25 protein-coding genes are annotated in these 26,631 nt (G+C 56.0%); 6 read left to right on the top strand and 19 right to left on the bottom strand.

Annotation, left to right across the window (positions count from 1 at the left end; all coding sequences use genetic code 11):
- Nucleotides 1–72: 72 nt before the first annotated feature.
- The 6 genes from MHI24_RS21315 to MHI24_RS21290 all read right to left on the bottom strand — a co-directional run bounded on the left by MHI24_RS21315 (nucleotide 73) and on the right by MHI24_RS21290 (nucleotide 5,045).
- A complete protein-coding gene (locus MHI24_RS21315) occupies nucleotides 73–1,167 on the bottom strand; it encodes a Glu/Leu/Phe/Val dehydrogenase (protein WP_340021525.1) in 1,095 nt (364 codons plus the stop codon).
- A 182-nt stretch (nucleotides 1,168–1,349) separates the two neighbouring features.
- A complete protein-coding gene (locus tag MHI24_RS21310) occupies nucleotides 1,350–1,679 on the bottom strand; it encodes a hypothetical protein (protein WP_340021524.1) in 330 nt (109 codons plus the stop codon).
- 34 nt (nucleotides 1,680–1,713) lie between these two features.
- Nucleotides 1,714–2,415, bottom strand: coding sequence for a pirin family protein (locus tag MHI24_RS21305; RefSeq protein WP_340021523.1), 702 nt, complete (start codon nucleotides 2,413–2,415; stop codon nucleotides 1,714–1,716).
- Between the two features lie 31 nt (nucleotides 2,416–2,446).
- Nucleotides 2,447–3,019 carry a hypothetical protein gene (locus tag MHI24_RS21300; protein WP_340021522.1) on the bottom strand — a complete coding sequence of 191 codons (573 nt, stop codon included), beginning with the start codon at nucleotides 3,017–3,019 and terminating at the stop codon, nucleotides 2,447–2,449.
- A 168-nt stretch (nucleotides 3,020–3,187) separates the two neighbouring features.
- Nucleotides 3,188–4,120, bottom strand: coding sequence for a manganese-dependent inorganic pyrophosphatase (locus MHI24_RS21295; protein WP_340021521.1), 933 nt, complete (start codon nucleotides 4,118–4,120; stop codon nucleotides 3,188–3,190).
- 88 nt (nucleotides 4,121–4,208) lie between these two features.
- Entirely contained in the window at nucleotides 4,209–5,045 is an 837-nt protein-coding gene (locus MHI24_RS21290; RefSeq protein WP_340021520.1) for an AAC(3) family N-acetyltransferase, read from the bottom strand.
- Between the two features lie 141 nt (nucleotides 5,046–5,186).
- Between MHI24_RS21290 and MHI24_RS21285 the strand changes: the two genes are divergently transcribed.
- Nucleotides 5,187–6,170, top strand: a complete 984-nt coding sequence (locus tag MHI24_RS21285) for a ring-cleaving dioxygenase (protein ID WP_340021519.1) — start codon at nucleotides 5,187–5,189, stop codon at nucleotides 6,168–6,170.
- 80 nt (nucleotides 6,171–6,250) lie between these two features.
- On the opposite strand, the gene MHI24_RS21280 is transcribed toward MHI24_RS21285, so the two are convergent.
- Entirely contained in the window at nucleotides 6,251–6,931 is a 681-nt protein-coding gene (locus tag MHI24_RS21280; RefSeq protein WP_340021518.1) for a hypothetical protein, read from the bottom strand.
- 97 nt (nucleotides 6,932–7,028) lie between these two features.
- Nucleotides 7,029–7,712, bottom strand: a complete 684-nt coding sequence (locus MHI24_RS21275; RefSeq protein WP_340021517.1) for a YjjG family noncanonical pyrimidine nucleotidase — start codon at nucleotides 7,710–7,712, stop codon at nucleotides 7,029–7,031.
- 185 nt (nucleotides 7,713–7,897) lie between these two features.
- On the opposite strand from MHI24_RS21275, the gene MHI24_RS21270 reads away from it, so the two are divergent.
- Nucleotides 7,898–8,866, top strand: coding sequence for an MraY family glycosyltransferase (locus MHI24_RS21270; RefSeq protein ID WP_340021516.1), 969 nt, complete (start codon nucleotides 7,898–7,900; stop codon nucleotides 8,864–8,866).
- A 293-nt stretch (nucleotides 8,867–9,159) separates the two neighbouring features.
- On the opposite strand, the gene MHI24_RS21265 is transcribed toward MHI24_RS21270, so the two are convergent.
- The 5 genes from MHI24_RS21265 to MHI24_RS21245 all read right to left on the bottom strand — a co-directional run bounded on the left by MHI24_RS21265 (nucleotide 9,160) and on the right by MHI24_RS21245 (nucleotide 14,552).
- Entirely contained in the window at nucleotides 9,160–9,705 is a 546-nt protein-coding gene (locus MHI24_RS21265) for a mismatch-specific DNA-glycosylase (protein ID WP_340021515.1), read from the bottom strand.
- 221 nt (nucleotides 9,706–9,926) lie between these two features.
- The gene (locus MHI24_RS21260) at nucleotides 9,927–11,936 is read right to left on the bottom strand and encodes a DUF6449 domain-containing protein (RefSeq protein ID WP_340021514.1); all 2,010 of its coding nucleotides are present in this window, start codon (nucleotides 11,934–11,936) and stop codon (nucleotides 9,927–9,929) included.
- Nucleotides 11,911–12,813, bottom strand: a complete 903-nt coding sequence (locus MHI24_RS21255; protein WP_340021513.1) for an ABC transporter ATP-binding protein — start codon at nucleotides 12,811–12,813, stop codon at nucleotides 11,911–11,913. The genes MHI24_RS21260 and MHI24_RS21255 overlap by 26 nt, the downstream gene beginning before the upstream one ends.
- The gene (locus MHI24_RS21250) at nucleotides 12,806–13,195 is read right to left on the bottom strand and encodes a GntR family transcriptional regulator (protein ID WP_340021512.1); all 390 of its coding nucleotides are present in this window, start codon (nucleotides 13,193–13,195) and stop codon (nucleotides 12,806–12,808) included. The genes MHI24_RS21255 and MHI24_RS21250 overlap by 8 nt, the downstream gene beginning before the upstream one ends.
- 208 nt (nucleotides 13,196–13,403) lie before the next feature.
- A complete protein-coding gene (locus tag MHI24_RS21245; protein ID WP_340021510.1) occupies nucleotides 13,404–14,552 on the bottom strand; it encodes a polysaccharide deacetylase family protein in 1,149 nt (382 codons plus the stop codon).
- Nucleotides 14,553–15,052: 500 nt separating this feature from the next.
- Between MHI24_RS21245 and qoxA the strand changes: the two genes are divergently transcribed.
- The 4 genes from qoxA to qoxD are packed head-to-tail and all read left to right on the top strand — an operon-like array spanning nucleotide 15,053 to nucleotide 18,951.
- The gene (gene qoxA / locus MHI24_RS21240) at nucleotides 15,053–16,069 is read left to right on the top strand and encodes a cytochrome aa3 quinol oxidase subunit II (protein WP_340021509.1); all 1,017 of its coding nucleotides are present in this window, start codon (nucleotides 15,053–15,055) and stop codon (nucleotides 16,067–16,069) included.
- 44 nt (nucleotides 16,070–16,113) lie between these two features.
- Nucleotides 16,114–18,063 carry a cytochrome aa3 quinol oxidase subunit I gene (qoxB, locus tag MHI24_RS21235; protein WP_340021508.1) on the top strand — a complete coding sequence of 650 codons (1,950 nt, stop codon included), beginning with the start codon at nucleotides 16,114–16,116 and terminating at the stop codon, nucleotides 18,061–18,063.
- Nucleotides 18,060–18,656 (top strand): cytochrome aa3 quinol oxidase subunit III, encoded by a 597-nt coding sequence (gene qoxC / locus MHI24_RS21230; RefSeq protein WP_340021507.1) that lies wholly within the window; start codon nucleotides 18,060–18,062, stop codon nucleotides 18,654–18,656. The genes qoxB and qoxC overlap by 4 nt, the downstream gene beginning before the upstream one ends.
- 1 nt (nucleotide 18,657) lies before the next feature.
- On the top strand, nucleotides 18,658–18,951 hold the full coding sequence (gene qoxD, locus MHI24_RS21225; RefSeq protein ID WP_340021506.1) for a cytochrome aa3 quinol oxidase subunit IV: 294 nt from the start codon (nucleotides 18,658–18,660) through the stop codon (nucleotides 18,949–18,951).
- Between the two features lie 62 nt (nucleotides 18,952–19,013).
- Here qoxD and MHI24_RS21220 read toward each other — a convergent pair whose 3' ends face one another.
- The 6 genes from MHI24_RS21220 to MHI24_RS21195 form a co-directional block, all read right to left on the bottom strand.
- Entirely contained in the window at nucleotides 19,014–20,165 is a 1,152-nt protein-coding gene (locus MHI24_RS21220) for a hypothetical protein (protein ID WP_340021505.1), read from the bottom strand.
- A gap of 535 nt (nucleotides 20,166–20,700) precedes the next feature.
- Nucleotides 20,701–22,410, bottom strand: a complete 1,710-nt coding sequence (locus tag MHI24_RS21215; protein WP_340021504.1) for a methyl-accepting chemotaxis protein — start codon at nucleotides 22,408–22,410, stop codon at nucleotides 20,701–20,703.
- A gap of 155 nt (nucleotides 22,411–22,565) precedes the next feature.
- On the bottom strand, nucleotides 22,566–23,252 hold the full coding sequence (locus tag MHI24_RS21210; protein ID WP_340021503.1) for an ECF transporter S component: 687 nt from the start codon (nucleotides 23,250–23,252) through the stop codon (nucleotides 22,566–22,568).
- Nucleotides 23,225–24,952 carry an ABC transporter ATP-binding protein gene (locus tag MHI24_RS21205; protein ID WP_340021502.1) on the bottom strand — a complete coding sequence of 576 codons (1,728 nt, stop codon included), beginning with the start codon at nucleotides 24,950–24,952 and terminating at the stop codon, nucleotides 23,225–23,227. The genes MHI24_RS21210 and MHI24_RS21205 overlap by 28 nt, the downstream gene beginning before the upstream one ends.
- The gene (locus MHI24_RS21200; RefSeq protein ID WP_340021501.1) at nucleotides 24,868–25,812 is read right to left on the bottom strand and encodes an energy-coupling factor transporter transmembrane component T; all 945 of its coding nucleotides are present in this window, start codon (nucleotides 25,810–25,812) and stop codon (nucleotides 24,868–24,870) included. Before MHI24_RS21200 ends, MHI24_RS21205 begins: the two co-directional genes overlap by 85 nt.
- Entirely contained in the window at nucleotides 25,809–26,624 is an 816-nt protein-coding gene (locus MHI24_RS21195) for a DUF4430 domain-containing protein (RefSeq protein ID WP_340021500.1), read from the bottom strand. Before MHI24_RS21195 ends, MHI24_RS21200 begins: the two co-directional genes overlap by 4 nt.
- Between the last annotated feature and the right edge of the window lie 7 nt (nucleotides 26,625–26,631).

Genomic DNA, 26,631 nt, shown 5'->3' with positions numbered 1-26,631 from the left:
CCATGCTGCGCACTGCTACATTTCTCACTACTCTCGGCTAACAGGAGGAATATTGTCGAACAATGCTTCAGCTTATCTGCGGCTTAGCACATGGTGCCCGTTCTGCAGGAAGGTGCTGCGGCTCTTACGCATCAGCGAGATGCGCTCCTCCGCAAGATGATCTGCAGCCGCATATGACGGAATTCCGCGTTCGCGGGAGATTTCCAGCACACGGGTGATGCTGTCGTAGATTCGGGCGATCTGCTTGAAGGCCCGCTCCTTATGGTAGCCGTTCAATTCATCGGCGATATTGATGACACCGCCGGCGTTAATGACATAATCCGGGGCGTACACGATCCCCATCTCATGCAGGGCATCCCCGTGGCGCGGCTCCTTCAGCTGATTATTGGCTGCACCGGCAATGACCTTGGCTCTCAGCAGCGGCAGCGTCTCATCATTGATGGTGGCGCCAAGCGCACACGGCGCATAGATCTCACAATCTGCCTGGATAATCTCGCCCGGCTCCACGGCTGTAGCCCCGTAAGCCTCTACAGCCCTGCGGACGGCCTCCGGATGAATATCCGCAACGATCAGACGCGCGCCCTCTTCATGAAGATACTTGCACAGCGTGTAGGACACGTTGCCGACACCCTGCACGGCAACCGTCCGGCCGCTAAGAGAATCCGTGCCAAAGGCAGCTCGGGCCGCCGCCTTCATACCCTGGTACACCCCGAAGGCTGTAGCCGGGGAGGGATTGCCGGAGGAGCCGTAGGATGCCGAGATGCCTGTAACGAAATCGGTCTCCTGATGGATGATATCCATATCCGCCTCGGTGGTGCCCACATCCTCGGCTGTAATGTAACGGCCGTTCAGGCCTTGGATGTACCTTCCAAAGGCGCGGAACATCGCCTCATTCTTGTCTGTGCGGGGGTCGCCGAGGATCACCGTCTTGCCGCCGCCCAGGTTCAGTCCGGCCATCGCATTCTTATACGTCATGCCCTTGGCCAGCCGGAGCGCATCCACCAGCGCCTCCTCTTCGGTCGCATAGGTCCACATTCTCGTTCCGCCCAGCGCAGGCCCGAGGGTGGTGTCATGAATGGCAATGATCGCCTTAAGCCCGGAGGCCTTGTCCTGACAGAATAACACCTGCTCGTAATCGTCCCGCTCCATTGCCGTGAATAACTCCATTCGCTTCCATTCTCCTATCTCTGTATGATCTTCATGTTACTTTTCATAACAAAGCTATTCCTTCCGGAACTTATTGTCAATATCATTTGTCCCTTTTCAACTCTTCTCATACATTTATATAAAACAACAGACATCAACCTCACGCGCGCTGTTACACGCGGGGAATTGATGTCTGCTTCGGCTTATGCCCAGTATTGATCGGGACGGTATTCAATTTCGGATTGCACCGCGATCGTCAGCCGATTAGAATCTGCATCATAGGTTACAGGATTATCCCCCACATAGTACCAGTGCTTAATCACCGGGCCGTCCTCCGGCTCCTCGAACCGGAATACATTCAGCTCGGCCTTCAGCTCCACAACCGCTGCGCCCTTCTCCGCCTCCACACCTGTCAGCGTAATCAGGGTCAGCCCGCCTTCCTCATCGAAGGTATAGGCTACGCCGTCCTTGCTGTTGACGAGCATCCGTCCGGTCACCGCGTGCTTCACCAGCACTCTTTCATGTTCTGCCATCCGCGTTCCTCCTTCCAGTCTGCGCTTCGCCTAATCACGGCAGATCAATGACCATGACCAGGATATCTTCGCCTGCCTTCAGCTCCAGCTCCTCCAGCTCCTGAATCCTTGCGGAATCTCCAGGCTTCAGCGCCTTCCCTCCGTTCAGGGTAAGCTGCCCCTCTACCAGATACACGAAGCTGCGCCACCCCGGCTCCTGGCGGAACTGCAGCTGCTCTCCTGCCTTCGCTCTGCCGAGATAAATCGTCATATCCTGGGCGATATCCACGACCTCCGCCGAGGCTTCGGCCGCTACAACCGGCAGCAGCTGTCCGTCCAGCTTCGCCGGATCGAACCGTCCGGTTGCATACGAGGGAGCGGTCCCCCGGGTGCGCGGCATGAACCATAGCTGGAGCAGGCGTACCGGCTCGCTGTCCGAAGGATTATGCTCGGTATGAATGACGCCGCTTCCGGCCGACATGCGCTGGATGCCGCCGAAGGACGTCTCGGCCACATTGCCCAGGTTATCCTCATGGCGCAGGACGCCGGTCAGCACGATGGAGACAATCTCCATATCGCTGTGCGGATGGGCTCCGAAGCCCTTCCCCGGAGCAATGGTATCGTCGTTGCAGACCCGCATCGGGCCGAATGCCGTATTGTCAGGATCATAGTACTCGCCGAAGGAGAAGACATGACTGCCCTTCAGCCAGCCGTGGTCGAACCGGTGTGCAGATTCTGCCGGATAGACTGTAATCAATGGAACCGCCTCCTCATTGGTTTATCAGTGGTTATGTGGTCGATATTTGCAGCTCGGATACCAGGAACCACTTCTTGGACGCCGCATCCTTGAAATAGACCTGGACGGTATAGCTGCCTTTGTCGGCAACCTTGTAGCTGTAAGCGGCGGATTTGAACCAGAAGCTGTCCTTCTTCTCGGTAATCGGCTGGTTATCGACGGTATCCGTCTTGCCTGCCGGGTCGGTGATGGTGATCTTCAGATCGGAGATCTCCGTTTTGAGCTGATCCACCTGGACCAGAGCCGAGAAGGTGCTGCTGGATTCACTTCTGACTTTGCCGAAAATTTTACCCTGGTCATCAAGCAGTACTGTATTCACGTTAGGCTTATAGATCTTTACCGTCCCTGCGTTCTCGTCTAAGGATACCATGGCCTGCATATTCTCTGCCACCTGCTCCGCAGGCAGATAGACCGCGCCCTCCGAGGAGACCGCCGGCTGCTTCAGCAGCACATTATTGACATACATGGACAGCTCATTTTTACCCGCAGCCGCGTACAGCAGGCCTCCCCCCGAGACCAGCATGAGACAGATTGTTGACACCGCCAGCTTCCGCATTTTTCCCATGTTCCCGTCCCCTTCCAATGTCCTATGCTGTATATACCCTTGAACGGCGAAGGAGTTGCTCTGAATTGTAAAATAAAACCGGCCGCACCCTCCCCGCAGGGACAGCACAGCCGGTCAGGGCATCAGAATGGACGCAGCAGCGTTCCGGCTAAGCGTCCGGAGGACCTTCTAGAGCTTGGCAATCGTCTCGGTCAGCACCGGCACGATCTGTGACTTGCGGGAGACTACGCCCTTCAGGACCGCCTTGTTGGCATCCAGCTTCACATTGTACGCCTGCTCAACAGCACCTGCGGCGCGGCCCAGCGCCAGGCCTACAGAATCATTGTTCAGAATATCGGTAACCACGAACATGAACAGGTCCAGTCCCTTGTCGTCGATAATCGCAGTCAGGGCGCTCTCCAGCTCCGCCTGCTTGGACAGCACATCGTTCACATCAACCGCATTCACCTGGGCAATCTCCACCTTGTATTCACCCATCTTGAATTCCTTGGCATCCAGGGAGATCAGCTGGGCAATACTCTTGTCGCTCAGGTCAGCGCCTGCCTTCAGCATGTCCAGGCCATAGCTCTCGGCATCCACACCGGCAATCTCAGCCAGTTCACGCGCAGCAGCCACATCCTGCTCGGTGCAGGTCGGGGATTTGAACAGCAGGGAATCGGAAATGATAGCGGACAGCATCAGTCCGGCAATGTTCTTTGGAATGGCTATGCCGTTCTCCTTGTAGAGCTTGTTCAGGATGGTGGCAGTACAGCCTACCGGCTCAGCCCGGTAATACAGCGGGTGGGCGGTTTCAAAGTTCGCGATCCGGTGATGGTCGATAACCTCAACCACGCGGACCTGATCGATATCGCTGGCGCTCTGCTGGCGTTCATTGTGGTCCACCAGGATCACTTGCTCAGCCTCTCCGGCTACGTTCTCTACAAGACGCGGAGCTTCCACGCCGAAGTATTTGAGGGCGTATCCGGTCTCTCCGTTGACTTCTCCAAGGCGGACCGGCTCGGCATCCAAGCCCAGTTCCTTCTTAAGCGCTGCATAGGCAATTGCGGAGCAGATCGTGTCAGTATCCGGGTTTTTGTGTCCAAAGATCAAAGTTTTTGTCATTTCCAATCTCCTTACTTTGTTTTGTGTGAGATTAATATACCATACATTGATAGAAGCCCGCCAGAACCAGCGGATAACCTATTAGAGGTTAGTCCTCTGCGCGCTTCCCGGCAGGCTGTGCCGGAACCTCACGCTTCGTCTTCGGTAGTGCCTCCGGCACAGCTTCGTCCCCTAGCGGCTCATTGTCCGAGAACAGATCCGGGTTCTCTCGCAGCATGGCGCTCAGGATACGGGTGGTCTCCACCGTGCTGCAGATCATCACCTCAGCATCACCGAAGCGGCCTCTGCGCAGCGCCCCGCCCTGCTCCAGGATGGTCTCCACCTTCCAGAAATGCTGTGACCAGGACAGCCCGCAGTGTCTGCGCGAAGGCACGGAAATCTCCTCCCCGCTTGGAGTTACGGTATACAGCGCCTCATGCCCGTCTGTCATCCGCCCCGGGATATCGACCCATTCCTCGATCCCGTGGATGAATGTATTCCTCCGCAGATCGACACCGAGCAGCATAATCACCGCCTCCCGGTCCAGCAGCCTGCCGTAGACGGACCCGCGTGCACAGGGCGTATCCCATCGTTCGTCACCGGCAGTGAACGCGGCCGCGTCAGCCCCCAGCGCAGCTACGGAATGCGTAGGATGCCAGGAGCGGATCACGCCCGGCCGCCTGCGGAACAGCTCCGGCAGAATGCCGACGCAGGCCGGCGACTCCAGGACGGAGAAGCGCGGATTGTTCGCGTCGATGTACGACCAGGTATGTGTAGGCAGAACAAGCAGCCCGTCCTTCATGTAGCCGGAGAGAGCATCCAGCACGGTCTCCGCCCCTCCTTCTACTTCACCTATACTTTTGAATGAGGAGTGGACCAGCAGCGTTCCCTTGCGGTCGATCCCCATGCTCCCCATCTGCTTTAGCAGACTTGAATGCGTATGCATGATTCTCCCTGCTTTCTTAGATAATAAGGTTCTGGTGAAAACAGCTTGCAATTCTTCTCATTAACTATTAAAATGAAAGTAACTTAAATTTTTAAAGCAATTGCATCACCACATAAAATTATTTTTTAGGAGGCCACTCTCATGAGTGTAACATTAAAAGGACTGCATCATGTATCCGCCATTACAGCCAAAGCGCCCGAAAACTACAAATTCTACACCGAAGTGCTCGGACTGCGCCTGATCAAAAAAACGGTAAACCAGGACGATATCTCGGTCTATCACCTGTTCTACGGGGATGAGACCGGCAGCCCCGGTACAGAGCTTACCTTCTTCGAGCTGCCGAATGCCGGACGCAACCGCGACGGCAACAACAGCATCTCCGCGCTCTCCCTGCGTGTCCCCAGCGATGAAGCGCTGCTCTTCTGGACCCAGCGGTTCGCCGTCTGCGGGGTAGAGCATGACGAGATTACCGAACGCGGCGGCCGCAAGACCCTGGCCTTCACCGACCATGAAGGCCAGCGGCTCATCCTCGTCTCGGATGAGCATAATGAGGGCATGGCCGGCGGCAAGCCTTGGGCCAAGAGCCCGGTTCCGCCCGAATATGCCATTGTCGGATTGGGACCGGCTCACCTGACCGTAGAGACGGCTGAACACACCGCGCTGATCCTTGAAGACCTGCTCGGCTTCCGCCGCAAGGGCACCTACCCTTCGCCGGTAGCCGGGCAGCCGGATGTGATTGTGTTCGAGACCGGCGAGGGCGGCTCCGGCACAGAGGTTCACCTGGAGGAACGCAACGACCTCCCGCAGGAGCGCCTGGGACGGGGCGGCGTACACCATGTCGCCTTCCGCGTCGACAACGAAGAGGAGCTGAAGCAGTGGATCGAACGCATCCGTTCAGTGCAGCTGCCCAACTCGGGATTTGTAGACCGCTTCTACTTCCGTTCGCTGTATTTCCGCGAGCCTAACGGCATCCTGTTCGAGCTGGCTACCGACGGACCGGGCTTCGCTACAGACGAAGAGGTCGAGCATCTGGGTGAAGCCCTGGCGCTTCCGCCGTTCCTCGAAGCGAAGCGTGAACAGATCGAAGCCCATCTGAAGCCGCTGGATACCCGCCAGCAGGACTAACCTTATAGCCTTCCGCACAAGAACTCCGGACCATAACACGGCCGGAGTTCTTGTTGTGTATATGAGGTTTGCTGTCCCGCTCAGCTCTCTGACCAGGTAATGGTGAAGATATTGTAGCCCGGCCGGGCTGTGGAGGCCTTGCCGGTAATCGATAACGGACTGTTCCCGCCAAGCCGGCCCGTAATTCTGACATTGCTGGCAGACACGGATTCGGAAGGATTGTCCAGCCCTTTGATGCGCACATATTCACTGTAGACGAAGCCCATCATCTCCAGCGTCTCCTGGGTGGAATAACTGAAGGCTACCTTCTTCACCCCGCCGGCATCCGTATCCAGCGTGGTGGCAATCACGGCATCCTGCGGAATCGGGAAATCCTTAGGCAGATTAACCGGCCTTACCTTACTCTCAACAACCGGAGCAGACGTTCCGCCGCCCGGTGCTGGTGCAGGTGTAGGCGCAGGAATGTCGTAGCTGCCTTGTCCGATTCTCACTTTATAATTGACGGAATCGTAGTTAATCGGCACCTTCAGCACCGTCGCAATAGACTGGACCGGAAGGTAGGTCAGGCCATTATAGGTAATGGGTGTCAAGGTTTTGCCGTTGCCGTCCTTCATCCAAAAAGGGTTACCGTCCACCACGATACCAAGGCTATGGTTCAGATAAGCTTTGATCTGCTCCAATTTGGCGCCTGCGTACACGCCTGCTGAGCCTGTTACCGTCATTCCGGCGGCTACAGCGGCTATCAGCCATTTTTTCCTCATAAATATCCTCTCCCGTATGTTGTAGTTGATAAAGAACATAGATAGCGTCCTTATCTATTAAACACGGAAGTGAATCTTCTAACCGCCCCCGGCAGATCTAGCGTATAATCTCCAGCAGTTCGTCCAGGCTGCGGATTTCATAGGTTGGCGTGATTCCGGCGTTACCGGGCTTAGCCAACGGATTGAACCAGCACGTATCGATGCCGTAATTCATCCCGCCCCGGATGTCTGAGGTCAACGAATCCCCGACCATCAGGACCTTGGATTTATCTGTAAGATTAAGCCTTGCGAACGCATAGTCAAAAATCCCGGTCTCCGGCTTCTGGTAGCCTGTCTCCTCAGAGACAATCACCGCCTCGAACACCTCGCTGAGCGGGGAGCCCTGAATTCTGGCGTTCTGCACATCCTTGATCCCGTTCGTAATAATGGCCAGCCTGCATCCGGTAAGCTCCCGGCACAGCTCTGCCGCCCCTTGAATCAGGAAGGTGCCCTCCCCGAGAAAACGAAGATAGGCGTCGCTGAATGCCTCCGGCTTAAGCGCAAGGTCATGGGCGGCAAACAGACGGTTGAACCGCTCCACCCGCAGTGCGGCCGAGGTGATCCGCCCTTCCTCATAATCCTTCCACAGCGCGCGGTTAATCTCCTGATAACTCTCCGCATAGTCGTGAGCGCCTGTCGGCAGCCCGAAGTGGGTAAACGCATGATTCAAGGCATGGCTCTCCGCCATCCCGTAATCAAACAGCGTATCATCAGCATCAAAAAGTATACAATCGTATTTCATTATTTCCTCCATTCTCTCTGCCGGTTCGACAACATACAGCCTTCTGCGATATAATCTAGGGTAGACCAGCTCAAGCGGGAACAGCTATGCCGCTTCATGCGGATTCATGCTGTTTCAGCACGAAATATAGGGAGAGACTGCCCTGGTGAACCGGCATACTCCTTATATTCAAATTCATTTACGGGGTGATTGTCATTTTATACGGTCTAGCGTTTATTGTGTCATTTCTTATCGTTTATCTGCTGATTCCTCCTCTTGGCAAGCTCGCCTTCCGGCTGGATTTCGTGGACCGGCCCAGGGAAGATGTGGAACGCAAGATACATAGGGAGCCGATTCCGCTTACGGCCAGCTATGCCATATTCGTCGGTTTTTTCATTACATATCTGCTCTTCGCACGTGAATTCACCCTGGAGACGCTTGCTCTGTTCATCGGCGGCATTCTCCTGCTGACCATAGGAACGATTGATGACTGGTACAAGACCAAAGGCAAGGATTTCCCGGCGCTGCCCAAGTTCATCGTGCAGATTGCCGCAGCGGTTCTGGTCTTCTTCTCAGGCAATGCGTTCACCGGCTTCATCAACCCCTTCTCGGGTGATTATATCTCACTTCCGTTTATTTTACAGTTCCTGCTGACGATTATCTGGATCTTTGGGGTAACCACGGTGATCAATTTCTCCGACGGCATGGACGGTCTGGCCGGCGGACTTACCGCTATTTCCGCAGTGACCCTGTTCGTTGTCGCGCTGACAATGGGCCAATCCACTTCCGCTTTCATGGCGGTGTCGCTGATCGGAGTTACTCTGGCTTACCTGCGCTTCAATAAGGCCCCAGCCAAAATCTTCATGGGCGATGCCGGCGCCACGTTCCTCGGCTTCATCCTGGCGGTAATCGCGCTGGACGGCGCCTTCAAGCAGGCTACCGTGCTGTCGCTGTTCATCCCGATTCTGGCGCTGGGCGTGCCGATCTTCGACAATATTTTTGTCGTCATCAAGCGCTTCCTGAAGGGACAAGCCATCTACCAGGCCGACGCCACCCAGGTTCATTACCGGCTGCTTAAGGCCGGTCTGAACCAGAAGCAGGTCGTTGCCGTGCTCTATCTGGTCAGCGTCTGCCTGTCACTGTCGTCCATCATATTGCTGCTGATTCAGATCTAGAATAGTACCGGCAAGAAGCACCCTTGGGAACAAGGGTGCTTCTTGCTGTGTGCTGTGCACCTGTGCTGAGATGTAAGCTCAGTTGCTGGCCTTACCAGAGTCCACGCGGACTCCAGGGCCCCTGTTTGCCGAAAAACACCTTTTTTGCGCGTGTTGCGGACTCAGAGGCGCTTATTTGCCCCTATAGGGGACGGATCGAATGGCTTTTATGGAAATAGCGGCTTCTGAGGCCGCATGGAGGCGGCTGTGGCAGCTTCGGGCCGAAGTAACGGCCTTGGAGTCCGGGGGACAGCTCAAACGTCAGCCAAGTTGCCCTGATCCGGCTCATGCTCCTGCGTGAACTCATAGAGCTGGCGGTAGATGGCGATAATCTCCGTCATCGGCATACGGACCAGCCCGCTGGACGAAGGGGCCACGAACTCCCGAACCCCGTCGACTACCGGAGTAACGCCCTCCTGGAAGCCCCAGGCAGCGGTCTTCCGGCGGCTGAATTCGGTGTAGACGCCCTTGCCGACAAAGCAGGCGATCCCGGGGCGGTATTCCTTCAGCTTGGCGCGAAGCAGCTCGCGGCCCTGCGTATACTCCTCGCGGGTGATATCTTCAGCGCCTACCGTGGGCCGGGCGACAATGTTGGTGAAGCCGTAGCCCAGCTTCAACAGCTCCCCGTCCTCGGAGGCGTCATATAACCGCGGCGTCAGACCGGACTTATGCAGAATACGCCAGAAATTATTGCGCGGATTGGCATAGTGATGCCCCACTTCCCCGGAGCGGATGCTGGGGTTGAATCCGATGAAGACAATCTGCAGGCCGTGATCCAGATGATCCTGCACCTCATCCATGCTTATCCCTCCTTACAGGCCGCCGCCGCATGGCGGGCCTTGGTGCGCTTGATTGCGCCGTATTATCATAATATACCCATGCTATGTCATCACGTACACTGGAAGCAACCTTCGGTCTGCGCGCCGCCCCGCCTCTCCTAAACAAAGAAATCCCCCGTTAACGGACATTCACCCATTAACGAGGGGACTACACACTGCCGAATTACTCCAATCTAAGAACCTTAAGGAAGGAGCGCCTTCAGCGCCGGAGCCATCTCCTGCTCCTCCAGGGAAATAAAATTAATCGTTCCATCCTTATACTCTATTCTCACCACAACCCTCCCCTCCTCGCGGGTAAAATTGCGGCGGTGCTCCAGAATGCCGCTGATCAGCGTCTTGTCTGTGACCATGACCGACCGTTTCTCGGTGCGGGCTAACTCCATACGAGCCTTAGGATCATATCGCAGCCCAGACGGCAGCTCGCTGTGATGGATATCCCTGAACATCTCAGCGGACACGACATCCGCTGCTGTAATCCTGATTTTATCGGCATAGCCCTTCTGTTCCAGCCAAGCCCCCAGTTCATGATAGGACGGGTACCAGTCATAAGTGTAGGGGAACTGGTTTCCGTTGTGATCCGGCTTATGCAGAACGCGGATGGACCCCCGTGACCGCTGATCCGAAACCTGATCCTCGTAGGACATATTCAGCAGTTCACGAATGAGAATGCCCTTGAATTCCTGAACCTCCTGCGGGTCGGAAATACTGAAGGCCTTGTTCAGATTACTCATCCGGATGCTCTCCACATCCTCCTCCATCTGCGAGATTTGGTAGCGCTCGCGCTTGTAATCCGTATGTCCCATCACCGCCTTCAGCTCCGGCTCGAAGCCCGCCCTCGGAACCAGATACGTCCGTAGCAGCGTTCTTCCGTTCTTCAACTGGTAAGACAACGTGAAGCGCTGCCGTGGAGGATAGCTATCGCTCCACACATCCCCCTTCTGCTCCGGCCGCGCCGTGACGACAGCCCGATGCAGCGCGGTTACCGCTTCGATATACTTCGGGTCCTTGGACCGGATATCATCTACCAGGATTTCAGCGTTCTCACCGCCCTGCGGGGGATGCATCAATTGCTCATAATTGCCTCCGGCGAAGACCGCAGCCACCTTGTCACTCGCCGGAACCCGGTTCTCATATCCGGTTAAGCCGGATACAGGAACATAGAGCAGCAGTCCCAGCAGCACACTGTATACCGCGAATTCAAGCGGCAGCCTGCGGGTCAGAATATGCCAGCTTTTGCGGAGAAGCATCTCGACGATGATATACCCGACCAGCCCTCCGGCAAGGACACTGCCGATGATCCAGCCCATCCCCTGCTTGTTGCTGCCGAAATAGCTAAGCGCAACCAGCATACTGCAGAACATCACTCCCGCTTTGAACAGCGGATCGAAGTAGGTGAACGCTACCGCATGCCCGGCCTTCTCACTGTGACGCTTAGGATACAATATGAAGGACAGCGCAAGGAACACAACGGATAACAGAGCATAAATCCACAGCTCCGTAGGTCTAAAGGTGTTGTAAGACATATCCATAATCCGCAGAAGCGGCGACCAATCATTAGTGGACACCTGCGTCAGCCCAAACCAATTCGAGTATCCATACAGATAACGGCTCAGATGCATATTGATAAATTCCAGAAGAGCTGACGGCAGCAGCAGCAGAATGAAGACCACCACTCCCTGTAGAATGGTCTGCCCTGTACATATCCCCACAAACATCGTGAACGCAAACAGAAACAGGGTCAGCACTGTAAGGGTCAGGCACCATTCCCAGACCTCTGCTCCGTGATAGACATACATGTTGCTCTTCAAGGGACGGACCAGTGCTGTAACCGCAGCGGTAACCCATACCGGCGGCAGCAGTAGAAGAAGCCCGCTAAATATATGGGAAGACAGCAGATGCGAGCGGCGCAGCGGAAGGCTGTGCATCAGATCCGCGGCCATTCTGGCCTGCAGGTAACGGGACAGGAACAGCCCGGCGACCGCTGGAAAAGCCATAACGAAAGGCGCAATATCGGCACCCAGGTTGAACAGGTTATCCAACTGCACAGGCTCCCTAAGCGGATCGCCGTACATGAACATCTGCAGCGGAAGCTGAAACAACAGGACAAGAGTATACAAAATTCCAATCCACCCGTGCTGGCGCAGGTTCTGGCGGATCAGGCTGGCGTTACAGAATAATCGGCTGAACGTCATAACCGGCACCCCCCATTTCATAAATAAAGATTTCCTCCAGTGTTAGCGGCAGCAGGTCAAACACATACGGATCATAGACATGAAAAGCCTGGCTGATGCGCTCGCGGTCGCCTCTGGCAATATACAGCCTGACGCTTCCCCGTTCCTCGCGGTGGAGAATCTCCAGCTTGGATTCCAGCGCGGCCGCGTGGCGTTCGTCACGGAAGGCAACCTGAATCTTATGCGTGTCCGATTTCAGATCATCCAGTTCCTTCTCGACCAGCATCCGCCCTTGATGCATAATGCCCACATGATCGCACAGATCCTCAATCTCGCGCAGATTATGCGAGGAGATCAGCACCGTAAGCTCGTGCTCGGCTACCTCCTGGAACAGGAGATTCTTGATCTGGCGGCGCATCACCGGGTCCAGCCCGTCGATCGGCTCATCCATGATCAGCACCTCCGGCCTGCAGCTAAGCGCCAGCAGGAGAGCGGCCTGGCGCTGCATCCCCTTGGAGAAGCGGCTCAGCCTGCGCCGGGGATCCAGCCGGAACATCGCTACCAGCTCGTCATACCGCTTCTGGCTCCACTGCGGATAGATGGACCGGTAGAAGGCGGCCATACTGCGGATCGTTGCCTGGGCGAAGAAGTAAGGGCTATCCGGCATGAAGATCATTCTGCGCTTCACCTCCGGCGATTCGAAGACAGGCTGTCCGCTGAGCTTGACCGTGCCTGCATCAGGACGGTAGATCCCGGCCAGTGTCTTCAGCAGCGTGGTTTTGCCGGCTCCATTCGATCCCAGCAATCCGTAGATGGCGCCTTTATGTACAGTCAGGGACAGATGGTCGACCGCCTTATCCCCCTGAAAAATCTTGCTGACCCCGCGTATCTCAATCATGGCTGTTCCCCTCTCTTCTCTGATCCAGCGACTGGCGGTACAGCGCACTGATCTCGCTCTCAGTGAATCCGAGATAGACCGCCTCCGCCATCAGCCGCAGCAGCTCTGTCTTCAGCCCGGCCCGCTTGCTCTCGTTATGCTCCTGCTGCATGGCGGCTACGAAATTGCCCTTGCCCTGCAGCGAATAGATATAGCCTTCCCGCTCCAGCTCCCGGTACGCCTTCTGGATCGTATTGGGGTTCACCGTGAGCTGTGAGGATAACGCCCTTACCGAAGGCAATTGTTCATCCGCCCGCAGAATCCCGTGCATAATCATCTCCTTGACCTTATCGGTCAGCTGCTCGTAGATCGGCTTCCGGCTGCGTACATCCAACTCGAACATGACAGTCCTCCCTTCATCTGATACCCTTGCAGCTGTACCAGAGTGTATTAACTGTACTACTATTATTAATACAGTCAGGGAGTTCTGTCAACCTTAACCAGTAACATTTTGCTAATGCAGCATGGAATTCCCGCACAAAAAGAGCAAGCCCTGAGGAATCTCCCCATGGGCTTGCTCTTTACTGTTCCTACCGTAAGCGGCTCCGCGCTTATCTCTTATCCTTCCAGAAGTTCACCGGCTCCATGTCCTTCGTAATCAGCTCGAACGTGTAGCCGTCCTTCTTCAGCTTCTCCAGCAGGCGCGGCAGCACCTTCAGCGTAGCCTTCTGGTCATGCATCAGAATGACCGGATTGGTCTTCGACGCCTTCAGCTTATTCACCTGATCCAGCACAGTGTTATAGATTCTGTCGCTGTTCTCTTTGTACTTCCAGTCGTAGGAATCCACATTCCAGTCCCACAGATGATAGCCCTGGCTGAGAACCTTATCCCGGAAGGACTTGGTGAAATAAGGCTTGCTTCCGTAAGGGGTACGGATCAGTGTAGTGCTGGCTCCCGTCAGCTTCTTCAGCGTCGCATTCGCCCCTGACATCTCGCCAAGCGCTGCTGCCGGAGAGGCATAGAACTTCTCTTTGCGGTGGGTTACCCCGTGCAGGGCCAAGCCATAGCCTTCCTTCGCAATCCGCTTCACCTGGGCCGGATGCTGGTTCATATTATTCCCCAGCATAAAGAAAGTGGCCTGCACGTCATACTTGCTCAGGATATCCAGCAGCTCCCCCGTTGTCGCCGACGGGCCATCGTCAAAGGTCAGATACACCGTCCGGCCCGGCTTGCCCGGTTCCGCCGGTTTAGCCGGAGTGGCCGGGGCCACCGGAGCCTTCGGCTTCAGCTCTGCAGCATATTTACCGGTGAACTCCGCATCGCTAAGCTTGGCCGAGCCGTCCTTCACACGCAGTAAATATTTATCACCTGCATAGGAAATGCTATATCCGAGATACGCGCTAACTTTCAGCGGAGCCATCAGTTTGCCGTCCTGCAGGAAGGTGCTCATCGGCACAGTCTGGCCGTCCTTCAGCACCGCGCCCCCATCCTTGTTCAAGAGGGTAAGCGAACCCGTCCCTCCGGCTATGTGAATTTTTCCGTCCGCAAGGCCGGTCAGGGTCCATTTCAATTCATCCGCAAGCGAACGGAGAGGAACATAATAGGTGTCTTTTACCGATACAGCTTCAATGGCACTCACTTTATCGTTTATTCCAAGCTTAAGCGCAGCTCCCTTGGCTTCGGCGTTCACCGGGCTCTGCACCAGACCGGTCAGCAGGAATAAGGACATGAATAATAGCATGAATTTTTTGATACGCACAGCAGCAGTCTCCAATCTATGTATATTTGTCTATCACTTTATCACATATACAATTAACGTAATTTGAGAGATTGTAACCGCAAGCTAAAAAAATGTTACTATCCAGCAATGATAAATGATGGTCCGGCAAAATGTTCAGAGAGCGCCCCTTTCCCGTCGGATGCTGTCGCACCAGGCAGTCCGGGGTTAAATCGGGGGTTTTTGCCCCCTATTAAATGTGACAAATTTAATAACAATTATGAAATATTGAACAAAGATTGAACAACCTTAAAATTAGCTAAAGTGCGCCACTACAGTGATCTTTATCATACCCTTATGTACTTGTAACAAATTGCTCACACATATTTAACTTGTTAGCCATTTTTAAGGACTAATTTATCTAAATATACAAAATATGTATTTTGCATTATGGGTAAGTAGTTCTTACTATAGATACAGATCAAGTGTAAGCCCATTAATGAATGGCGAATGAAAAGTAGTATTGAAGGAAGGAGTTCTATATGAAGAAAAAGGGACCGTTATACGCTTTGTTTCTAAGCCTGATCCTTCTCCTGCCGGGATGCAGTTCACTCACTGTTCTCAACCCGAAGGGGCCGTCTGCCAGGACGTTATCTGACACCATCATTCTCTCGATTATTGTAATGCTTGGTGTACTGGCTGTTGTCTACATCTTATATGTTTTTGTACTGGTGAAATACCGTGCGAAGAAAAGCAATGAGGGGTACATTCCTGAGCATGAGGAGGGCAACAAGGTACTGGAAGCGATCTGGATTATCATCCCGATCATTATCGTAGCCTTCCTGTCCGTTGTAACCGTCAAGACAACAACCAAAGTAGAGAACGTGGCCGCGGAATATAACGATCAGAAGCCGCTGGTCATTTACGCTTCCTCCTCGAACTGGAAATGGCATTTCAGTTACCCGGAAGAAGGCATCGAGACGGTCAACTACGTGAACCTTCCGGTGCACCGTGCAGTTGAATTCAGAATGTACTCCTTCGGGACCATCACCTCTCTGTGGATTCCGCAGCTTGCGGGCCAGAAGTACGCTATGAGCGATATGCTTACGACGCTGCATCTGTCCGCTGATACCGAGGGCTCTTATATCGGCAAGAATGCCAACTTCAGCGGTAAAGGCTTCGCCCACATGGAATTCGAAGCCCTTGTCCTGAGCAGCCAGAAGTACGATGAATGGGTGAAGGAAGTGAAGGAGACCGCTCCGAAGCTGACTGAGGATGAATTCAAGGGCCTGCTGGCCGCTGAGCACCTCGGACGCAAAACCTACTCATCCACCCATCTGGAGTTCAGTCCTCCTCCTGGAGAGCACAGCGAGCATATGAGCGGCGGCGGTAAAGAGATGGACATGGACAACGGCAGCCAGGAGCATCAGGATAACAAAGAGATACATCCTTCTCCCGAACCGTCCAGCGGCACCGAATTTGACAGCAAGCCTGATCCGGAAGTGGATGAGCCGCTGCCAAGCTCCCCCGTCGATGAGAGCACACATGAAGGACACTAGCTCTGAGAGGAGCTTAATGCAACACACTGAAAGGAGCCACCCTAATGGATTTAGACAAATTTAAGGTTCACGGCGAACCCCTGATCTATGGCGCCATGGTCAGCATCGCGCTGGCCACCATCGGGATCATCGTCGGGCTTACCTATTTCAAGAAATGGCGGTACCTGTGGCGTGAATGGTTAACCACGGTCGATCACAAAAAGATCGGCGTCATGTACATCCTCGCGGCGCTGCTCATGCTATTCCGCGGCGGTGTGGACGCCATGATGATGCGGCTGCAGACCGCTGCCCCGGAAATGAAGTTCCTGGATGCGCAGCACTACAACGAGGTCTTCACGACCCACGGTCTGATCATGATCCTGTTCATGGCGATGCCGTTCATTATCGGTCTGATGAACGTGATCATTCCGCTGCAGATCGGCGCGCGCGACGTCGCGTTCCCGCGGCTTAACGCCGTCAGCTTCTGGCTCTTCTTCTTCGGAGCCATGCTGCTCAATATCTCCTTCGTCATCGGCGGATCGCCGGATGCCGGATGGTCAGCGTACTTCCCGCTGGCAAGTATTGAGTTCAGCCCGACCGTCGGCAACAACTATTACTCCCTGGCGCTGCAGATTTCCGGTATCGGGACGCTGATCACAGGGGTGAACTTCATTGTAACGATTCTGAAGATGCGGGCCCCAGGCATGACGCTGATGAAAATGCCGATGTTCACCTGGTCCGTACTCATCACCAACATTATTATCGTCTTCGCCTTCCCGGTGCTTACCGTAGCGCTGGCGCTGATGATGTTCGACCGCCTGTTCGGCTCACAGTTCTTCACGATGGCCAACGGCGGGATGGATATGCTCTGGGCCAACCTGTTCTGGGTCTGGGGACATCCTGAGGTATATATCGTCATACTCCCGGCCTTCGGGATCTATAGCGAGATTATCGCCACCTTCTCCAAGAAGAACCTGTACGGCTATACCTCTATGGTATTCAGTATGCTGATTATCTCGCTCCTGTCTTTCCTTGTATGGGCGCACCATTTCTATACAATGGGCCAAGGCGCAATGGTCAACAGCTTCTTCTCGATCACCACGATGGCCATTGCCGTACCGACCGGGGTCAAAATATTCAACTGGCTGTTCACCTTACGTAAAGGCAGGATCAGCTTCACTACACCGATGCTGTACACCCTCGCCTTTATTCCGATCTTCACGATCGGCGGCGTGACCGGTGTCATGCTCGCGATGGCCAGTGCCGACTACCAGTATCACAACACGATGTTCCTGGTTGCGCACTTCCACTACGTGCTGATTCCGGGTGCTGTATTCGCGGTTATCGCCGGGTTCTACTACTGGTTCCCGAAAGTGTTCGGCTTCCGCCTGAACGAACGGCTGGGCAAGCATTCCTTCTGGTGGATCGTTATTTCCTTCAATGTGACCTTCTTCCCGTTGTTCTTCCTGGGCCTCATGGGTATGACACGGCGTATGTACACATACTCGGAGGAAACAGGCTTCGGTCCGCTCAATATGCTGAGCTTCGTCGGGGCCGTAGGTCTGGCCATCGGATTCGTGCTGCTGGTGTACAACATCTACTGGAGTACCCGCTACATGCCGCGTGACGAGACGAATGACCCATGGGATGGCCGTACGCTGGAATGGGCGACACACAGCCCGATGCCGGTCTACAACTTCGCCATTGTTCCTAAGGTGAAGACCCGCGATGCCTTGTGGTCCGCGAAGCACGAGAACATTCCGCTCTACGATGACAAAACAATCACCAAGATTCATATGCCAAGCAATACCGGCAAGCCGTTCATTCTGGGTGTAATCTTCTTCTTCCTTGGCTTCTTCCTGGTATTCAGCATGTGGATTCCGGCAATTGTCTCCGGAATTGGCGTGATCATCATGCTGGCCTTCATGTCCTTCGATCAGGACAGCGGCTACTACATTTCCGTAGATGAAGTTAAGGCTACCGAAAAGAAATTGATGCGGGGTGAGACTGTATGAAAATAGATGCGTCCAAGCCGCTCGAATATTCAACGGAAGAGAACAGCAATAAGATCTTCGGCTTCTGGGTGTTCCTCGGCGCCGAAATCCCGCTCTTCGCTACGCTGTTCACCGTCTACTTCGTCATGGTGAACCGCTATGCCAGCGGACCTAGCGGCAGCGAGCTGTTCGAAATCGGCCCGGTGCTGATGGAGACCTTCCTGCTGCTGACGAGCTCCTTCACCATCGGCCTTGCCGTCCATGCCATGCGGCATGGCTATAAGAAAGCGATGATGGTCTTCATGGCGATCACGCTGCTGATGGGTCTGGCTTTTGTCGGCATTGAAATCGATGAATTCTTCACTTACGTGCATGAGGGTGCTACGCTGCAGACCAGCGGATTCCTCTCCAGCCTGTTCGTCCTGCTGGGAACGCACGGACTTCACGTCAGCTTCGGTCTGCTGTGGGGCATCGGTATTATGATTCAGCTGTGGAAGCGCGGCATTACGCCGGCTACCGCCAACAAAACGTTCATCTTCTCCTTGTTCTGGCACTTCTTAGATGTTGTCTGGATCTTTATCTTCAGCTTCGTCTACCTGAAAGGACTGATGTGACATGATGAAGCAACTATTCCCAATTAAGCATGTGATGGGTTATGTAGCCTCTCTGGTCCTCTCTGCCGCTGCGCTGGTTGTGATCTACGGAGACCTGTCCGCAAGCGCCAATATGGTCGTGCTGCTCGTTACCGCACTGATCCAGGCTTCGCTGCAGCTGTTTGTGTTCATGCACATCGGAGAATCGGCCGATTCCAAAAAAGAGCTGTACCTCAACATCGGCTACGCCATGTTCGTCGCTCTGGTCACGATCTTCGGCACCCTGTTCATCTTCGTATGGGGCTGGTATGCTTAGAGCCAGAGTGTAATCAAAGAAGCCCGCTTCCGGTATATTACCGGAGGCGGGCTTCTTTATATTCAATATTTTAAATGAACGACACCGCTGTTATTCCCCTGCTCTGTCCAATCCGTATAAGCCAGCTCCCGGCCCGACGGGCTCCAGGCCGTGGTCAGATTCCCGTTGCCCGCAGTAATCTCTGTGGACTGGTCTGCGGCCAGATCATAAATGTACAGGGTGCTGGACCGTTTCCCGTTCGCCTCACTAACTATACTATAGGCAACCAGCCGCTGATCGGATGCCCAGGAGACACCGCCAAGCTCTGCCCCTTCCGCAAGGGTCCGCTGATTCGATCCGTCTGTATCACTTAGCAGCAGCGCCTGTCCGGCATCCTTATATTGCAGCACCAGCATCTGCTCCTCATCCGGTGAAGGGTATACACCGCCGACCCTTTGAAGCTTCAGCGCAGCCTTTTCCTTAGTCTTCAGGTCCAGCGTCTGCAGGGTATCACTCGAATTGCTGGTGTAGTAAATCTTATCCTTGATTTGCCTGACCACAATCAGTCCTTCCCCGCTTAAGCCCTCAACCGGAGCAATCTTTGCGGAAGTCGTCGCTGTATAAGCGCCGCCGCTATAAGCAGGTCCAATCACCGTATCCTTATCCGCCCACTGTGCACCCATGGCTCCGCTGGTGGCATCACTCTTGATCGTGAAGGGCTTTTTGCCCCCCAGGTCCATAATAATGTACGCAGGATCTCCAAGGGAGAATTCACTATAGAGCAGGAATTTGTTATCGGCGGACAGTGTCGCATCCCCCAGCATCATATTGTCCTTCTCCACTATCAATTCATATTCCCCGGTATCCAGATGGAAGAAATACAAGCTCTGCGGAAGGGAGCCTGCCAGTTCTCCCGATTGGATGGGGCCGAGCTTCTCGTTCGCCTTGGCCACGATAACCGTCTTATCGTCTCTCCAGTCGGTGATGGATATATTCTTGTACGGTGTGATTTCTCTTACCGGAACCGGGGATGCAGCGGGAGCTGTGGCAGGTGCCGGGGTAGCCGATGCTTGTGCCGTAGGCTGGACTGTGGGCTGGCCCGATGCCTCTACAGGTGCCGCCGTGTTCTCCGGGCTTGGCGTAACCGCAGGATCGGCCGCCTGATTGGAGCTGCAGGCCGCAAGGGTCAATAGTAATGCTGGAACGATTGCCAGCTTCCATGCTTGATTTTTCATGATTAGACATGCCTCCTTGAAGACTTACTAGTAGACCATCAGAATTAAACAAGTGATTTCATTCCATAAATGTGGTAAGGGATGAAGCTCCGTTCGTAGCGAAAAAACTTGGATAAGTGTATTCTGTGCACCTAAAAACAGTGAAACGGGTGGACTTCCTTTTCTAATTGTAGTCTGTACAACTAAACTTGCCCGTATCAGCAAAAATCCAGGTATAGGGGCATTTTAATTGCACGAACTACATCTAAACGGAGGTTTGGCGGCACATCGGAAGATTTAGTTGTACGAATTGCAATTAAGCCTCCCCCTCTCACCCTAATCGGGGTGAGGCAGCCCCTCAGCAAGCCATTAGTTAAAGTATTTCTCATACGTTTAAACCTGATGAGCTACTAGCTTATACCCGAATCTTGCCCCCGGGCAACATTATCTACGCGGACCGGGTGGTATTAGTTGCGGTACGATCAAAAACCCGGCTCAACCGAAGTTAAACCGGGCAGCTGCGGCTCTAGGGCCGGGGGTGGCTTGCCGATGTGTGTTATAGCCGGAACCGGGCCAGCGCTTTCTGCAGGTCCTCGGCCAGGGTGGCCAGGTATTGGGCAGAGGAGGACATCTCGCCCATCGCGGTGAGCTGCTCCTTGCTTGCTTCGCTGGTGCCCTGTACCTCCTCGGCGCCCTTGCGCGAGATTTCATTCACCTGGGTCATGGACTTGGCTACCCCCTCCGACTCCTGGGCCACATGGGTAATCACCAGAGAGATCTGTTCGGTCTGCTCGCCGGCAGCCTGAATGGAGGACTGGATCGCTGCAAAAGCCGCCGACACCACTTCACTCTGTGCCACGCCTTGAGAGACAATTCCAGAGCCTTGCTCCATCGCTTCAACGGCACTTTCCGTCTGCTGCCGGATGTGGCTAATGATCTCCGTAATCCGCAGCGAGCTTCTGCCGGTAGCCTCGGCCAGCTGGCGGATCTCACCAGCCACCACAGCGAAGCCGCGGCCGTGCTCCCCCGCCCGGGCTGCTTCGATGGAAGCATTCAGCGACAGCAGATTGGTCTGTGCAGCAATTTCATTAATGGTCGTGATGATCGTGTTGATCTCCTCGGACAGGCTGCCCAGATTGCCGACGATCTGCCGGCCTGCCGAGACACTGGAATCAATCTCGCGCATCTGCCCGAGAATCTGCTCCACTGCCTCGAAGCCCCGGTCCGCAGATAAAGCGGCCTGTTCCATCAGGCTGCTCATCTCATTGCTGCTGTGCCGGGCTTCGGCAATATCATAGCTCATGGTACGGACCGACTGCGCCGTAAGCGCAATGCTCTCCGCCTGCACCTCGAAGCCGGCCGCAATCTCACCGGAGGTCTCGGCGATCATCTGCGAGGCATGGGCCGTCTGGTCAGCGCTGGCACTCATCTGCTGGGAGGACGCCGACAGAATCTCCGCGCTCTCCGATACACCGCGCATCATGCTCTTCAGGCCATCCAGCATCGTGTTGAAGGAGGAGCTGATCTCGCCAATCTCATCCCTGGACTGATACGTCGCCGCCGCCGTCAGATCCCCCGCTTCGGCCCGCTTCATCAGCCCCTGCAGTTCCTTAAGCGGTCTCGTAATCAGATTAGTAATCAGGTAACCAAGGACCAGACTGAGGACCAGAGCCACCATAATCAGCAGCCCGCTAAGGAGAACAGTGCTCCTAGCACTCTTGGCCGTCTGCATGTTGTGGTCTGCCGCCTCCTGTGTGAACAGCGCGGCGGTTTCTTCCAGCAGGCTGACCATTTTGCCGCGCAGCTCATTAAAGGCCGGGCCGGTAAACACCTGATACCCTTCTTCCCGCAGATTGTTATCCGCCAGATGAATAATGTTATCGCGCTGGGAACGGTAATCCGGGAGCAGCAGAACGTACTCGTTCACATACCCCGCAATTTTGTCATTCTTGAAATCAATCTTTTTCAGCTCGGCCATCAGCTCGTTGTTCGACTTGATATTCTTCTGAATCTCTGTCTTCAACTCCAGCCGCTTCACCGCATTCGGGGTAATCAGCGCCTCCAGCAGGAAGGATTCAATCGCCCGGTTATTCCCGCGGATCTCGGTAATGTAATAAATGGGCTGCAGATTCTGCTGGTAGGTCTCCTCTGAGCGCTCCGCCATCTGCGTGGTTGTCAGCATACCGGTAGCCCCGATGCCAATCAGCAGGACTATAATTACCGTTATCAATACAATCATCTTATGCTTAATCTTCAGATGTCTCATTCCGTAATCCCGCCTTCTCGGTATCGTGCTAACTTCATTTATCGGAGAGTTACGTCAGATTGTTGATGGTCCAATGCAAATTTTGTCGAAAAAAGAGGAATCGCACCGTTCACTCGCCTTCGGGCACCGTTTCAGCCGTCTATACTGTCCGTTTGTCACTCTTGAAGAAGCCCGTATTTCTTGCGGAAACGCTGCAATACCTTGGTCCATCCCCCGGCAAGAACAGCCAGGAAGAACACATTGGATAAGGCATGAGCCAGGTCGAAGTAAAAGCTCGCCGCGAACGTAACCGCAACCAGCTTCCAGCTGAAGGCATCCGGCAGGCTGAGCAGCACCCAGATATTCATAATCCAGCCGAACAGGAATCCCCAGATGAAGCCAAAAGCGAGCAGTCCGGCCCGCCTCCGCAGCAGCCAGCTGTTCCGCAGCCAGCCTGCAGTAAGCCCGGTCATGCCCCAGGCGAACATCTGCCACGGGGTCCACGGGCCCTGCCCGAAGTATATATTGGAGACCAGTGCGGCTACCGCACCGATGACGAAGCCCGCCTCTGCGCCGAAGACATACGCGGATAGAATCACCACAGCCGATACAGGCTTCACTCCCGGCAGCGCGGCGAACGGAATCCGGCTGACCGCAGCGACCGCCGACAAGACAGCGAGCAGCACCAGTTCACGGGACTGAAGGGGCCGGCGCTCCAGACGGATCAATAGCGGCAGCAGCGCGGCCAGCAGCAGCACCCCGCTCAGCAGCACATAATGGCGCTCCATAAAAGCTGATGCCAGCGCCAGCGCCGCTACGCATAAGCCCAGCGCGGTCAGGAGCGGTAAGCGGTAGCGGGCCATGCCTTCATCACATCCTCTGTCGTCAATGCCTGCGGCAGCCAGTCCCGCACCATCCGGTTCACTGCCGTAGTATAGTAGTAATTGCTGCTGAAGAACTCTGCCGGCGGGCCGTCCGCCGTGATGCTCCCGTCAAACAGCAGGGCGCAGCGGGTCACATGCCGGGCGGCAAACTCCACATCATGTGTAACCATTAGAATGCTTGCCCCCTGGTCGCGCAGCTCCTGGAGCAGCGCTGCCAGCCTGTCCTTGGCGGCCGGATCGAGACCCTTGGTCGGCTCATCCAGCAGCAGAATATCCGGCTTCAGCAGCATCATCATGGCGAGGGCCGCCTGCTGCTGCTGTCCGCCGCTTAAGTCATGCGGATGGCTCTCCAGCACCTCCCGGAGCCGGAAAACATCCAGCAGCGCTGCGATCTCACGCTCTGCCTCTTCACCGGTCAGCCCGGCGTAGCCGGCCATATGCCTCAGCTCCTCAGCCACGGTGTCATGGCTGAAATAGAGCAGCGGATTCTGGGCTAGCAGGGCTGTCTTCTTCCCTCTGGCCAGCTCCGTCTTGCCGCGCTGCGGCTTCAGCAGCCCGCTGAGCACATGCAGCAGCGTCGACTTGCCCGCGCCGTTGCCGCCCATGACCGCCAGGAATTCGCCCTGCCGAAGCGTCAGTGAGAGCTTCTTCAGCACCTCCTGCTCCTCCTTCGCGTAGCGGAAGGTAACCTCGCGGCAGGTGAGCAGGACACCGCTAGGGGAAGGGGCTGGAGCATGGGCGGCAGAGGCCGAGGCGGATTCCTGGCGGAATCCGTGAGCAGTCGGAAGTACAGACAGCTGCCCGGTCCCGGTGCCGGAGACGGCAGGCTGGGCGGCTGCCTGGGAATGCAGCCAGCGCCTGCCCTCGCGCACGGTCAGCGGAATCGTCTCCGGTGCGGCTGCCGCCGCTTCCGGGGCCAGCGGCAGATACAGACGCGCCGCCGCGGGCAGATAATCCCGTGCCGCCGCCAATTCCCCGCCGGTATGACCGGCAAAGGTGCGGGGGTCGGCATCTGCCTTCAGGATACCGCCGTCCAGCATAATCACCCGGTCCGCCAGCGGCAGCACCTCCTCCAGCCGGTGCTCGCTGATGATCACGGTAACGGACATCTCCTCATTCAGCCGCTGGAGCGCTGTAAGGAACTCCCGCGCCGCTACCGGATCAAGTTGTGAGGTCGGTTCGTCCAGGAGCAGCACCCGGGGCTGGAGCAGCAGCACCGAAGCCAGATTCAGCAGCTGCTTCTGTCCGCCGGACAGCTCATGCACCGGCTGGTACAGCAGCGGCTCCAGCCCGAACCAGCCGCAGATCTCGGCCAGCCGGGTCCGCATCACCGCCGGCGGCATCCCCAGGTTCTCCATCGAGAAGGCCAGCTCATGCCAGACGGTATCCATCACGATCTGCGCGTCCGGGTGCTGGAAGACCATGCCGATCTCCCCTGCCGCCACGGCTTCCGGAAGCCGGTCCAGCGGCTGCCCTTTGTAGGCCAGGATTCCGCTTAGCGTGCCTACCGGAGCAAGTCCGCGCTTCAGATGGCGGAGCAGGGTGGTTTTGCCGCTGCCGGAGGGACCGCAGAGCACTACGAATTCGCCCTCTTCTATTGTGAACGAGAGCTCATGAAGTGAGTCCCGGTCTGCTTCGGGATAGCGGAAGGATAAGCTCTCCGCTCTGAGGATCTCCATAACCATTTCTCCTTTCCTTCCAGTGCCGCAGGCAGCAGTACGAACAGGCAGAAGCTGCCGTACATCACGGCCTCGGTCCAGCCGAATTCCATGGGTCTCATGCGCGGGTAAATTTCCAGCCTGCCGGACCCCTGAACCCAGAACAGCAGGGTAACGGCGGCGCTGACTGTCAGCAGCAGCAGGACCAGCTTATCCTGCAAGTCCGCCTTATATATACTGTAGCTGCTCCGTTTGGCAATACCATAGCCGCGGGCGGTCATAGAGTCTCCTGTCTGCAGCGCTTCTTCCAGTGACCAGGTGAGCAGAATTTTCAGCAGGGTCATCCCGTCCCGCATCCGCTTCTTGAGGCTCCCGGTACGGGTATCCACACCGCGCAGGCGCTGGATCAGGGTAATCTGCTGCAGCCGCCGCCGGAACAAAGGAACGAACCGGAGGGTCATCAGCGTCAGCAGGGCTGTTCTCGGCGCAGCCGATGCGAAGAGGTACATGAACTTATCTGTAGTAACGGTATATTGGTAAGAGATGAACCAGAGGAAGACCGACAGCAGCACGGCTGTCATCATCAGCCCGTACAGCACGGCCTCAAGTGTAACCGGCTGGTCGAGCCAGTAGAACAGGATATGCGCTCCCCGGTGCGAGAACAGCGGATTCAGCAAGGCTACAGAAGCGGCCGTCAGCAGCATGAACGGCAGGCTGCGCCGGACCAGCTTCCCCTGTCCCTGCAGCAGCAGGAGCGCCAGCAGCCCCGCTATCTCCGTCACCAGGAACAGCGGGTGAAAGATCAGCAGTGCAAACAGCAGCAGCCCTGCATAATACAGCAGAGCCACGACCGGATGCATGGACCGGAAGCCGCTGTTCATGGCGTCTTGGCTCCCAGGTCTTTGCCAAGATCCAGGGTGTACAGCCACTCAACCGTATCTCCCGGCTGCAGGGTCAAGCTCCCTGCCGCCTTGTCCGGGAATTCCCCGTTCACCTTGTACATCCAGCCGCTCTCGGGACCATGGTCAGATTCATATAGGTTATCTATACCCTCCACATAGGCAAATGCCCCGCTGCCCTGATATTCCATCTGAATCTTCTGCCCGCGCGTAATCCGCTTCAGCAGCTCCAGCACAGTCTCGTTCTGCTTGATCTCATACTCGGCAGCGGTGAGAATCACCCCATGCTCCTTATCGCCGGTGATGGAGAGCGTGACGCTCTCCGCCTGGCGCGGCGGCTTGGCTGTAGCCGCCGGGGGTGTTGCCGCAGCAGGCTTGCTGCTGCGCGCGGGGGCTGTTGGCGCGGCTGATTCGGCCGCCGCCGGGGCTTGCGCAGCGGGCTTGCTGCTGCGCACTGGGGCGGTCGGCGCGGCTGGCTTGGCCGCTGCCGGGGCTTGCGCAGCGGGCTTGCTGCTGCGCACTGGGGCGGTCGGCGCGGCTGGCTCCGCCGCTGCCGGAGGCGTTGCAGCAGCAGGCTTGCTGCTGCGCGCGGGAGCTGCCATACCGTCCGCCGCAGCGGAGGGTATGGCAGTGCCTTCCGGCCGCGGCGTCTGCGCGGCCGGGGTTTCGGCGGCGGGCGGGGCGGTGCCGCCGCCGGCCTGCTCCGGCTGCGGCGCAGCGCAGCCGGCGAGCAGCAGGGCCAGCAGCAGCGGGACGGCTGCCCTGCGCAGCACGGATTGTATTCGTCTGAACATGGTCCTC

The organism is Paenibacillus sp. FSL K6-1096, assembly GCF_037977055.1.
Taxonomy (GTDB): Bacteria; Bacillota; Bacilli; order Paenibacillales; family Paenibacillaceae; genus Paenibacillus_AQ.
This window is presented reverse-complemented; position numbering and strand designations above follow the sequence as displayed.

Excerpts from the sequence above, each read along its gene's own strand:
- MHI24_RS21195 (WP_340021500.1), bottom strand. The coding sequence starts at position 26,624 with ATGTTCAGACGAATACAATCCGTGCTGCGCAGGGCAGCCGTCCCGCTG.
- MHI24_RS21200 (WP_340021501.1), bottom strand. The coding sequence starts at position 25,812 with ATGAACAGCGGCTTCCGGTCCATGCATCCGGTCGTGGCTCTGCTGTAT.
- MHI24_RS21285 (WP_340021519.1), top strand. The coding sequence starts at position 5,187 with ATGAGTGTAACATTAAAAGGACTGCATCATGTATCCGCCATTACAGCC.
- MHI24_RS21205 (WP_340021502.1), bottom strand. The coding sequence starts at position 24,952 with ATGGAGATCCTCAGAGCGGAGAGCTTATCCTTCCGCTATCCCGAAGCA.
- MHI24_RS21260 (WP_340021514.1), bottom strand. The coding sequence starts at position 11,936 with ATGACGTTCAGCCGATTATTCTGTAACGCCAGCCTGATCCGCCAGAAC.
- MHI24_RS21295 (WP_340021521.1), bottom strand. The coding sequence starts at position 4,120 with ATGACAAAAACTTTGATCTTTGGACACAAAAACCCGGATACTGACACG.
- MHI24_RS21280 (WP_340021518.1), bottom strand. The coding sequence starts at position 6,931 with ATGAGGAAAAAATGGCTGATAGCCGCTGTAGCCGCCGGAATGACGGTA.
- MHI24_RS21210 (WP_340021503.1), bottom strand. The coding sequence starts at position 23,252 with ATGGCCCGCTACCGCTTACCGCTCCTGACCGCGCTGGGCTTATGCGTA.
- MHI24_RS21265 (WP_340021515.1), bottom strand. The coding sequence starts at position 9,705 with ATGGATGAGGTGCAGGATCATCTGGATCACGGCCTGCAGATTGTCTTC.
- MHI24_RS21220 (WP_340021505.1), bottom strand. The coding sequence starts at position 20,165 with ATGAAAAATCAAGCATGGAAGCTGGCAATCGTTCCAGCATTACTATTG.
- qoxC (WP_340021507.1), top strand. The coding sequence starts at position 18,060 with ATGAAAATAGATGCGTCCAAGCCGCTCGAATATTCAACGGAAGAGAAC.
- MHI24_RS21315 (WP_340021525.1), bottom strand. The coding sequence starts at position 1,167 with ATGGAGTTATTCACGGCAATGGAGCGGGACGATTACGAGCAGGTGTTA.
- MHI24_RS21290 (WP_340021520.1), bottom strand. The coding sequence starts at position 5,045 with ATGCATACGCATTCAAGTCTGCTAAAGCAGATGGGGAGCATGGGGATC.
- qoxB (WP_340021508.1), top strand. The coding sequence starts at position 16,114 with ATGGATTTAGACAAATTTAAGGTTCACGGCGAACCCCTGATCTATGGC.
- MHI24_RS21310 (WP_340021524.1), bottom strand. The coding sequence starts at position 1,679 with ATGGCAGAACATGAAAGAGTGCTGGTGAAGCACGCGGTGACCGGACGG.
- MHI24_RS21275 (WP_340021517.1), bottom strand. The coding sequence starts at position 7,712 with ATGAAATACGATTGTATACTTTTTGATGCTGATGATACGCTGTTTGAT.
- MHI24_RS21255 (WP_340021513.1), bottom strand. The coding sequence starts at position 12,813 with ATGATTGAGATACGCGGGGTCAGCAAGATTTTTCAGGGGGATAAGGCG.
- MHI24_RS21300 (WP_340021522.1), bottom strand. The coding sequence starts at position 3,019 with ATGGGAAAAATGCGGAAGCTGGCGGTGTCAACAATCTGTCTCATGCTG.
- MHI24_RS21250 (WP_340021512.1), bottom strand. The coding sequence starts at position 13,195 with ATGTTCGAGTTGGATGTACGCAGCCGGAAGCCGATCTACGAGCAGCTG.
- qoxD (WP_340021506.1), top strand. The coding sequence starts at position 18,658 with ATGATGAAGCAACTATTCCCAATTAAGCATGTGATGGGTTATGTAGCC.
- qoxA (WP_340021509.1), top strand. The coding sequence starts at position 15,053 with ATGAAGAAAAAGGGACCGTTATACGCTTTGTTTCTAAGCCTGATCCTT.
- MHI24_RS21215 (WP_340021504.1), bottom strand. The coding sequence starts at position 22,410 with ATGAGACATCTGAAGATTAAGCATAAGATGATTGTATTGATAACGGTA.